This window comes from Polaromonas sp., assembly GCF_030682935.1.
Taxonomy (GTDB): domain Bacteria; phylum Pseudomonadota; class Gammaproteobacteria; order Burkholderiales; family Burkholderiaceae_C; genus Polaromonas.
Genome location: NZ_JAUXNA010000043.1, coordinates 1 through 8,941, shown reverse-complemented (window position 1 = coordinate 8,941; position 8,941 = coordinate 1). Strand labels below are relative to the sequence as shown.

11 protein-coding genes are annotated in these 8,941 nt (G+C 60.1%); 9 read left to right on the top strand and 2 right to left on the bottom strand.

What is annotated here, in order from left to right:
* The first annotated feature begins 2 nt into the window (after nucleotides 1-2).
* From lepA to nagZ, 9 genes are all read left to right on the top strand, one after another.
* Entirely contained in the window at nucleotides 3-1,787 is a 1,785-nt protein-coding gene (gene lepA / locus Q8K05_RS01565; RefSeq protein ID WP_305244793.1) for a translation elongation factor 4, read from the top strand.
* Nucleotides 1,787-2,764: a signal peptidase I gene (gene lepB / locus Q8K05_RS01560; RefSeq protein ID WP_370868752.1), complete on the top strand. Its 978-nt coding sequence runs from the start codon at nucleotides 1,787-1,789 to the stop codon at nucleotides 2,762-2,764. The genes lepA and lepB overlap by 1 nt, the downstream gene beginning before the upstream one ends.
* An 80-nt stretch (nucleotides 2,765-2,844) precedes the next feature.
* Complete coding sequence (locus Q8K05_RS01555) at nucleotides 2,845-3,186, top strand: DUF4845 domain-containing protein (protein ID WP_305244791.1); 342 nt, start codon at nucleotides 2,845-2,847, stop codon at nucleotides 3,184-3,186.
* The gene (gene rnc / locus Q8K05_RS01550; RefSeq protein WP_305244790.1) at nucleotides 3,187-3,888 is read left to right on the top strand and encodes a ribonuclease III; all 702 of its coding nucleotides are present in this window, start codon (nucleotides 3,187-3,189) and stop codon (nucleotides 3,886-3,888) included.
* 42 nt (nucleotides 3,889-3,930) lie between these two features.
* Nucleotides 3,931-4,995, top strand: coding sequence for a GTPase Era (era, locus tag Q8K05_RS01545; protein WP_305244789.1), 1,065 nt, complete (start codon nucleotides 3,931-3,933; stop codon nucleotides 4,993-4,995).
* A 105-nt stretch (nucleotides 4,996-5,100) separates the two neighbouring features.
* A complete protein-coding gene (gene recO / locus Q8K05_RS01540) occupies nucleotides 5,101-5,850 on the top strand; it encodes a DNA repair protein RecO (RefSeq protein WP_305244788.1) in 750 nt (249 codons plus the stop codon).
* A gap of 14 nt (nucleotides 5,851-5,864) precedes the next feature.
* Nucleotides 5,865-6,698 carry a pyridoxine 5'-phosphate synthase gene (locus tag Q8K05_RS01535; protein ID WP_370868751.1) on the top strand — a complete coding sequence of 278 codons (834 nt, stop codon included), beginning with the start codon at nucleotides 5,865-5,867 and terminating at the stop codon, nucleotides 6,696-6,698.
* Complete coding sequence (gene acpS, locus Q8K05_RS01530) at nucleotides 6,698-7,108, top strand: holo-ACP synthase (RefSeq protein ID WP_305244786.1); 411 nt, start codon at nucleotides 6,698-6,700, stop codon at nucleotides 7,106-7,108. Before Q8K05_RS01535 ends, acpS begins: the two co-directional genes overlap by 1 nt.
* A 15-nt stretch (nucleotides 7,109-7,123) precedes the next feature.
* On the top strand, nucleotides 7,124-8,182 hold the full coding sequence (gene nagZ / locus Q8K05_RS01525; protein WP_305244795.1) for a beta-N-acetylhexosaminidase: 1,059 nt from the start codon (nucleotides 7,124-7,126) through the stop codon (nucleotides 8,180-8,182).
* A gap of 9 nt (nucleotides 8,183-8,191) precedes the next feature.
* Here nagZ and Q8K05_RS01520 read toward each other — a convergent pair whose 3' ends face one another.
* On the bottom strand, nucleotides 8,192-8,710 hold the full coding sequence (locus Q8K05_RS01520) for a YgjP-like metallopeptidase domain-containing protein (RefSeq protein ID WP_305244785.1): 519 nt from the start codon (nucleotides 8,708-8,710) through the stop codon (nucleotides 8,192-8,194).
* 110 nt (nucleotides 8,711-8,820) lie between these two features.
* Nucleotides 8,821-8,941, bottom strand: a 121-nt coding sequence (locus tag Q8K05_RS01515; protein WP_305244794.1) for an amino acid--tRNA ligase-related protein, incomplete at its 5' end; no start/stop codon positions are given.

Genomic DNA, 8,941 nt, shown 5'->3' with positions numbered 1-8,941 from the left:
TCATTGCGCACATTGATCACGGTAAATCCACCCTCGCAGACCGAATCATACAGCGCTGCGGTGGCCTGCAGGATCGCGAGAGGAGTGCGCAGGTGCTCGATTCGATGGATATCGAAAAAGAGCGCGGGATCACCATCAAGGCCCAGACGGCTGCGCTGAAATACAAGGCGGTTGATGGCCAGATTTACAACCTCAACCTGATCGACACACCGGGCCACGTCGACTTCTCTTATGAAGTGAGCCGATCGCTGTCTGCCTGTGAAGGTGCGCTGCTGGTGGTCGATGCCAGCCAGGGCGTGGAGGCGCAGACCGTCGCCAATTGCTACACCGCCCTGGAGCTGGGTGTGGAAGTCGTTCCCGTATTGAACAAGATGGATCTGCCGCAAGCGGATCCGGACACGGCCAGGCAGGAAATCGAGGACGTGATCGGTATTGACGCGACCGATGCCATTCCCTGCAGTGCCAAGACCGGCATGGGCATCGACGAGATTCTGGAGGCCGTGATTGCCAGGATACCGCCGCCCAAGGGCAATCCAGCCGGCCCCTTGCGCGCCATGATCATTGACAGCTGGTATGACGCCTACGTGGGCGTGGTCATGCTGGTGCGGGTGGTGGACGGGCGCCTGGCCAAGGGCGACCGGATCAAGCTGATGGCCAGTGAGGCCACGTACAACGCCGAGCAATTGGGCGTCTTCACCCCGCATACCGAACCGCGTCAGTCCCTGGAAGCCGGTGAAGTTGGTTTTGTGATCGCGGGCATCAAGGAACTTCAGGCGGCGCGGGTGGGTGACACCGTCACCCTGATCAAAGGCGGCACGGGCGGCGCGGCCTTCACCGCGACCGAAGCACTGCCAGGTTTCAAGGAAATCCAGCCCCAGGTCTTTGCCGGGCTGTACCCGAGCGAGGCCAGTGAGTACGAGTCCCTGCGGGATGCGCTCGAAAAGCTCAAGCTCAACGATGCCTCGCTGCATTACGAGCCTGAAGTCAGCGAGGCACTCGGCTTTGGCTTTCGCTGCGGCTTCCTGGGCCTGCTTCACATGGAGATTGTCCAGGAACGGCTGGAGCGGGAATTCGACCAGGACCTGATCACGACCGCGCCCAGTGTGGTGTACGAGGTGCTCAAGGCCGACGGCGAAATCATCCGGGTCGAGAATCCCTCGAAAATTCCGGATGCCGGAAAGGTCAACGAGATTCGCGAGCCCATCGTGATCGTGCACCTCTACATGCCGCAAGACTATGTGGGCGCGGTCATGACGCTGGCCAACCTCAAACGCGGTGTCCAGCTGAACATGGCCTACCACGGCAAGCAGGTCATGCTGACCTATGAAATGCCGCTGGGCGAGATCGTGCTCGATTTCTTTGACAAGCTCAAATCCGTGTCGCGCGGCTACGCGTCGATGGACTACGAGTTCAAGGAATTTCGCGCCTCCGATGTGGTCAAGGTGGATATTTTGCTCAACGGCGAGAAAGTCGATGCGCTGTCCATCATTGTTCACCGCAGCCAGACGGCCTACCGCGGGCGCGCTGTGGTGGCCAAAATGCGCGAAATCATCTCGCGGCAGCAGTTCGACGTGGCGATCCAGGCGGCCATTGGCGCCAACATTATTGCGCGTGAGACAATCAAGGCGCTGCGCAAGAACGTGATCGCCAAGTGCTATGGCGGCGATATTTCACGTAAACGCAAGCTCCTTGAGAAACAAAAGGCGGGTAAAAAGCGCATGAAACAAATCGGTTCGGTGGAAGTGCCCCAAGAGGCCTTCCTGGCCATATTGCAGGTGGAAGATTAATGCGCGGTGTCATGAGTTCAATTACAGCCGTGGTGCTGGCGGCGTTCGTCGGCTACGGTACGGCTTGGTATTTGGGTGTGGTGGAAGGCAACTTTGCCTTGCTGCTGTTTCTCGCAACCGTGGTCACGGGCATTTATTGGCTGGCTGAGCGGTTCTACTTTTTGCCGCAGCGGCGCCAGGCGGTTGCTGCGCTTGAAGCGGCTACTGCGAGCCGTCGGGCCGAGCTGGCCAAAATGGGTATTAACCAGGTCGACGACAACACCGGTGAAGCCAAAATGCGGCTCATCATGCAGCCCTGGTGGCTGGACTGGACCGCCGGCTTGTTTCCGGTGATCCTCGTCGTCTTTTTGCTGCGGTCCTTTTTGTTTGAACCCTTCAAGATTCCGTCGGGTTCCATGATCCCGACCCTGCTGATCAATGACCTGATTCTGGTCAATAAATTTCACTATGGTGTGCGCCTGCCCGTCATCAATCTGAAGGTGATGGACAACCACAGCCCGCAGCACGGCGACGTGATGGTGTTCCGTTATCCGCCCAAGCCCAGCCTGGACTACATCAAGCGTGTGGTGGGCGTGCCCGGCGACGAGGTGGCATACCTCAACAAGACGCTGACCATCAACGGCAAGCTTTTGTCCAAGACACCCTTGCCCGACTTTTTTGATGAGGATTCGCTGCGCTACGCCAAGCAGTACGAGGAAGCCAATGGGGACAGGAAGTATCGCTTGCTCAACGATGATGATCGTCCCGCCTTCATCCCCGGTGCTGACGACTTTCCGTTCAAGGGAAATTGCCGTTACAGTAGCGAGGGGGTGGTTTGCAAGGTTCCGGAAGGGCACTATTTCATGATGGGTGACAACCGCGATAACTCGCTGGATTCCCGTTATTGGGGCTTTGTTCCCGAGAAAAATATTGTAGGCAAGGCCTTTTTTGTCTGGATGAATTTCGGCAACCTCAAACGTATCGGTTCCTTCGATTAATTTCGGCATGGCGGGGGCGCGCTTCGACGTGCCCCCATTTCACAGGACTCGCAGGCTTTCTGGCCAGAGCAGAAAAAACTATGAAACAGCAGCAACGCGGCATTTCCTTCATCGGTCTTTTGTTTGTGGCCGGCGTTCTGGCGTGCGCCGGTGTGCTGGCGGCCCAGGTTGTGCCAACGCTGATTGAGTTTCAGGCCATCACCAAAGCTGCCAGCAAGGCCGCCGAGGGCAACACGGTGGCCGAAGTCAGGTCCATTTTTGACAAGGCCGCCGCGGTCGATGACATCAAGTCAATTTCCGGAAAAGACCTGGAGGTGAGCAAAGAAGGTGACAAGACCGTCGTCGCTTTTGCCTACACGCGCGAAATCCACATGGTCGGGCCTGCCTACCTGCTGCTCAAGTACAACGGCCAGTCCAAATAAGTGCGCGCCAGTTCCACTTCAAGTCCAGACCTGCTGGCCCTGCAGAAACGACTGCAGCATGATTTTTCCAATCCCAAACTGCTCGCGCAAGCGCTGACGCATCGCAGCTTTTCGGCCGACCATAACGAGCGCATCGAGTTCCTGGGTGATTCCGTGCTGAATCTGGCGGTGGCGGGCTTGCTCTACGAGCAGCTCAGCGCGCTACCCGAGGGTGACTTGTCGCGTGTGCGTGCCAACCTGGTCAAGCAGGACACCCTGCATCAGCTGGCGGTGGTGCTTGGCTTGCCGCAGCTGCTGCGGCTGGGCGAAGGCGAAGCCAAGTCCGGCGGACAAAAACGGCCGTCCATCCTGGCGGATGCCCTGGAAGCGGTGATTGGTGCGGTTTATCTCGATGCGGGTTTTGACAAGGCCGACCAGCTGGTGCGCCGCCTGTTTAAGGATGTGGAAATCAACCCCCAGATGCAGGCTATCGGCAAGGACCCGAAAACCGAATTGCAGGAGTGGTTGCAAGGGCGCAAAATGAAGCTCCCCATTTACCGGGTGGTCGGCACCATGGGTGCTGCGCACCAGCAGACCTTCGATGTGGAGTGCGAAATCATTGAATATGGCCGGGCGGAACGCGGCATTGGTGGCTCGCGCCGAGCCGGTGAGCAGGCCGCCGCCACCGCCATGCTGATGTTTGTCAAAACACTCGATTCCTGACCTGGCGCAGCAAACGCTGTTGCCCAACCCCTTAATAAAATTATGAGTACCGGTAAAAAAGAACCCAAGATGCCGCCAAAATCGGCCGCAACGCCATCAGCCCAGCCCCTTGACCAGGGACCGGACCAGGATGCGATAGGCGCCATGCTGACCCAGGCTTTGTTGTCCCGTGGGGCTGCGGTTCCCGCCGACAATGCCGCGCCCGCCGCCAGCATTCCGCCGGTGGGCGAGCAGCGTTGTGGCCTGATTGCCATCGTCGGCAAGCCCAATGTGGGCAAATCCACCTTGCTCAATGCGCTGGTGGGCCAGAAAATCAGTATCACGTCGCGCAAGGCGCAGACCACGCGGCACCGCATCACCGGCATGCGCACGCGTGACGCCACGCAGTTTGTCTTTGTCGATACGCCAGGTTTCCAGACCCGGCACAGCAATGCCTTGAACCGTTCGCTGAACCGCACGGTGGTGGGCGCTGTCAACGACGTGGACCTGATTGTGTTTGTCGTGGAGGCTGGCCAGTTCAACCAGGCTGATGCCCGGGTGCTGTCGCTGCTGCCCGAGAAAATCCCGGCGATTTTGCTGGCCAACAAGTTCGACCTGATCCATCGCCGCGCCGAGATTGCGCCCTGGCTCAAGGAGATGCAGGAGCGCCACAACTTTGCCGAGTTTGTGCCGATGTCGGCCAACAACGCCAAGGATGTCGAGCGGCTGTTTGGCATCTGCGAAAAATACCTTCCGCTGCAGCCATGGATGTATGGCGCTGACGAGTTGACCGACCGCAGCGACCGCTTCATGGCGGCCGAGATCATTCGCGAAAAGCTGTTTCGCCTCACCGGCGACGAGTTGCCTTACACCTCGACCGTGTTGATTGACCAGTACGAGGAAGAAGGCAATCTGCGCAAGATCGCCGCCACCATCGTCGTGGAACGCGACGGCCACAAGGGCATGATCATTGGCGAGAAGGGCGAGAAGCTCAAGCGCATAGGCACCGAAGCCAGGCATGAGCTCGAAGCACTCACGGGTGGCAAGGTGTTTCTGGAGATATGGGTCAAGGTCCGCTCGGGCTGGGCCGATGACGAAGCACGGGTCAAGACCTTCGGATATGAATAGTGGCCCCCACACTTTTCACTGCGTGTAATGCGTTGCCCCCCGAGGGGGCTGTCCGGCCTTGGGGCGGCCCGGCGCGGCGTTCGCTGGCCTGATCGGAGGACTGGCGTGGCCATCCAACGCATCAGCAACGAGCCCGCCTATGTGCTGCACCGCTACGACTGGAGCGAGTCCAGCCTGATTCTGGACGTGTTCACCCGTCATTACGGGCGGCTGGCACTGGTTGCGCGGGGTGCCAAAAAACCCAGTTCCAGTTTTCGGCCGATTTTGCTGCCCATGCAACTCTTGCACCTTGCGTTTGGCGGGGATGCGGAAATCCGGAACCTCAAAAGCGCTGAATGGCAGGGCGGCCATGTCATGCCGACGGGCGATGCCCTGTTGTCGGGCTACTACCTCAATGAACTGCTGATGCGCCTGCTGGCCCGCGATGACCCGCATCCCGTTCTTTTTGATGCCTATTCGGCCACCGTGCAGCTGATTGCCAGCCAGAGCGCCGATACGCTGCAACTGGCGCTGCGTGCTTTTGAGTTGCTTTTGCTGCGTGACATTGGACTGCTGCCCATGCTTGATGCCGAAACGGCGACGCTGCGCCCATTGGACGTGCGCACCCGCTACGTGTTGGTGGCCGAGGCGGGTTTGCGGCAGGCCCATGGCAATGACCGCGTCAGCCTGCCCGGTGAACAGTGGCAGGCATTGCAGCAGGCGCTTGGTCATGACGCCCTGTTTTCCGATACGCTGCGGGCCTGCATTCCCGGGCTCCGCGAACTCAAGATCCAGTTAAGCGCCTTGCTGCACTACCATTGCGGCGTCAAGGTCCTGAAAACCCGGCAAATGATGATGGACCTGCAAGCCCTCTAACAATCAACACCGCCATGCCAACCTTCTTCCGTGCTCACGAACCGTCTGTTCCTTTGGCGACCCAGCAGGCTGCACATAAAACTGCGCTGTCGGTCAATGTCAACAAGGTTGCGCTGCTGCGCAACACCCGGCACCTCGACATCCCGAGCGTGACGCGCGCCGCCGAGTTGTGCCTGCAGGCCGGTGCACAGGGCATTACCGTGCATCCCCGGCCCGACGAGCGCCATATTCGTGCCGATGATGTCTACGAAATCGCGGCGCTGATGAAGGATTGGCCCGAACGTGAATTCAATATCGAAGGCAACCCCTTCCAGAACCTGATGGATTTTGTCCGCAACCTCACGGCCAGGGGCCTGCCGCTGCACCAGTGCACCTTTGTGCCCGACAGCGAAGACCAGTTCACCAGCGACCATGGCTGGACGTTTCCGGATGACGCCGAACGCCTCCAGCCCCTGATCGAGCAGGCACACGCCCGCGGCGTGCGGGTGAGCCTGTTCATGGACCCCGATCCAGACGCGATGGCCGCTGCCAAGGCTGTCGGTGCCGATCGTGTGGAGCTCTATACCGAGTCTTACGCCCGGGCCTGGTCAGGCCCCGAGAGAAATGAGGTGTTAAGCCGTTTTGCGCAAGCAGGACGGGCGGCGGTAGCTGTTAATTTAGGCGTGAATGCCGGTCATGACCTGAACCGCGACAACCTCACTGAATTCCTGCGCGTGGTGCCCGGTGTCCAGGAAGTGTCGATTGGCCATGCCCTGATTGCCGATGCCCTGGAGCTGGGCTATGCCGCCACGGTGAAGGACTACCTGCGCTGCATTGACGCAGCGTTCACAGCAAATGCAGCCGCCTGATGATTTTTGGCATAGGAACCGATATCTGTGACGTGCGCCGCATTCGCACCAGTCTGGAACGCCATGGCGAGCGCTTTGCCCAGAAAATCCTGAGCGACGGCGAACTGGCGACCTGGCAAGTCCGCAGCGCGCGCTGGCCGGACCGGGGGATCAAGTACCTCGCTACCCGTTTTTCGGCCAAGGAGGCTTTCAGCAAAGCCATAGGCCTGGGGCTGCACCTGCCCATGCGCTGGCGCGACTGCGAAATCACCAACGTGGCCAGTGGCAAGCCTGAAATTGTGCTGCACGGCGCGCTTAAAACCTGGTTTGAGGCGCGCCAACTCACCGTCCATGTCTCCGTGACTGACGAAACCGATTACGCCGCCAGCTTTGTGGTGGTTGAACATGCCCCTGACACTCCAACCCCGTAAACCATGAGCTCCCACATGTCCGAACACGCCCCCCTCATCATCGACATCCCCGGACTGTCGCTCAGCAAAGCTGACCGCCGTCGCCTCAAGCACCCGCTGACTGGCGGCATCACCTTGTTTGGCCGCAACTGGAAAGACCGCCTGCAGCTCAGCGCGCTGTGTGCCGAGATCAAAAGCCTGCGCCAGGACCTGCTGATTTGCGTCGACCACGAAGGCGGCCACGTGCAGCGCTTTCGCACCGATGGTTTTACCCACTTGCCGCCCATGCGCGCGCTGGGTGACGCCTGGATCAAAGACCAGCTCGCCGCGACCAACGCCGCCACTGCCTGCGGTTATGTGCTGGGCACCGAATTGCGCGCCTGCGGCGTGGACTTCAGCTTCACGCCGGTGCTGGATCTGGACTATGGCGAAAGCAGTGTCATCGGCGACCGCGCCTTTGGCCGCGACCCGCGGGTGGTCACGCTGCTGGCAAAGAGCCTGATGCACGGCCTGCTGCAAAGCGGCATGCGCAACTGTGGCAAACACTTTCCGGGTCATGGTTTCGTCAAGGCCGACTCCCACACCGCCATCCCGGTGGACAAGCGCAGCCTGAAAAGCATTCTGGCGGACGATGCTGCGCCCTACGAATGGCTCAACACCACCTTGTCCAGCGTGATGCCCGCGCATGTGATTTATCCCAAGGTGGACGCGCGGCCTGCCGGTTTTTCCAGCAAATGGCTGAATTTCATACTGCGCAGCCAGCTCGGCTTTGGCGGCGCGATTTTCAGTGATGACCTGAGCATGGCAGGCGCCCGCCTGATTGACGGCAAGACCGTCAGCTACACCGAGGCCGCTGTGGCCGCGCTCAACGCCGGCTGCGACATGGTGCTGCTGTGCAACCAGTCGGTGGGGGACGGCAAGCCGGTTGACGAGTTGCTCGACGGCATGGCCGAAGCGCTCATCAAGGGCCAGTGGGAGGCGCTGGAAGCCAGCGAGTTGCGCCGACTCGACCTGTTGCCCACTACCCCGGCCCACGAATGGGACGAGTTGATGGTGCACCCGGCCTACATGCACGCGCTGGGCCTCTTGCCCTGACCTGACCGCTCAGGCCTGGGTTGGCCAAGCCAGCTTGCCCACGGCATCGATGTGGGTCAGGTAAACCCGCAGGTCGAACTCGTATTGGTGGTATTGCGGCTCCATGTGGGTGCAGAGCTGGTAAAAAGCCTTGTCGTGGCCTTTTTCCTTGATGTGGGCCAGCTCGTGCACCGCAATCATTTTCAGAAACTCCTCTGGCACTTCCTTGAACAGCGAGGCGACGCGGATCTCGCGCTTGGCCTTGAGCTTGTTGCCCTGCACGCGGGACACCGTGGTGTGCGTGCCCAGCGCATGGGTGATCACCTGCAGCTTGCTGTCAAAGGCCACTTTGGACAGCGGCTCGGCGTTGCGCAGGAAATCGTTTTTCAGCCCCATCACGTAGTCGTACAAGGCCTTGTCGGTTCGCACGCCATGTACATGGCTGTATTTTTTGAGCAGCATGTCGCCCAGCTTGTTCTGCTCCAGCAGTTGCCGCACCTGGACCTGCAGGCTGTCAGGATAGGCGGAAAGGTATTTGAGTGGCGTCATGGGTCAACAGGCCTGGTCAAGTCCGAGCCGCGGAACCGGCTTTGCCGGGCCGCAGGCGGGGCGGCCCCCTTGGGGGGCAGGGAGCGACACGAAGTGCGCGACCGTGGGGGCTAGCTCTCGCGGCGCAGCGCCGGAAACAGGATCACGTCGCGAATGCTGGGGCTGTCTGTCAGCAGCATCATCAGCCGATCAATTCCAATACCGCAACCGCCGGTGGGGGGCATGCCGTAT

Bases quoted from the DNA above. Each gene is read 5' to 3' on its own strand.
- lepB (WP_370868752.1), top strand. From the start codon at position 1,787: ATGCGCGGTGTCATGAGTTCAATTACAGCCGTGGTGCTGGCGGCGTTC.
- Q8K05_RS01555 (WP_305244791.1), top strand. From the start codon at position 2,845: ATGAAACAGCAGCAACGCGGCATTTCCTTCATCGGTCTTTTGTTTGTG.
- era (WP_305244789.1), top strand. From the start codon at position 3,931: ATGAGTACCGGTAAAAAAGAACCCAAGATGCCGCCAAAATCGGCCGCA.
- Q8K05_RS01535 (WP_370868751.1), top strand. From the start codon at position 5,865: ATGCCAACCTTCTTCCGTGCTCACGAACCGTCTGTTCCTTTGGCGACC.
- acpS (WP_305244786.1), top strand. From the start codon at position 6,698: ATGATTTTTGGCATAGGAACCGATATCTGTGACGTGCGCCGCATTCGC.
- nagZ (WP_305244795.1), top strand. From the start codon at position 7,124: ATGTCCGAACACGCCCCCCTCATCATCGACATCCCCGGACTGTCGCTC.
- Q8K05_RS01520 (WP_305244785.1), bottom strand. From the start codon at position 8,710: ATGACGCCACTCAAATACCTTTCCGCCTATCCTGACAGCCTGCAGGTC.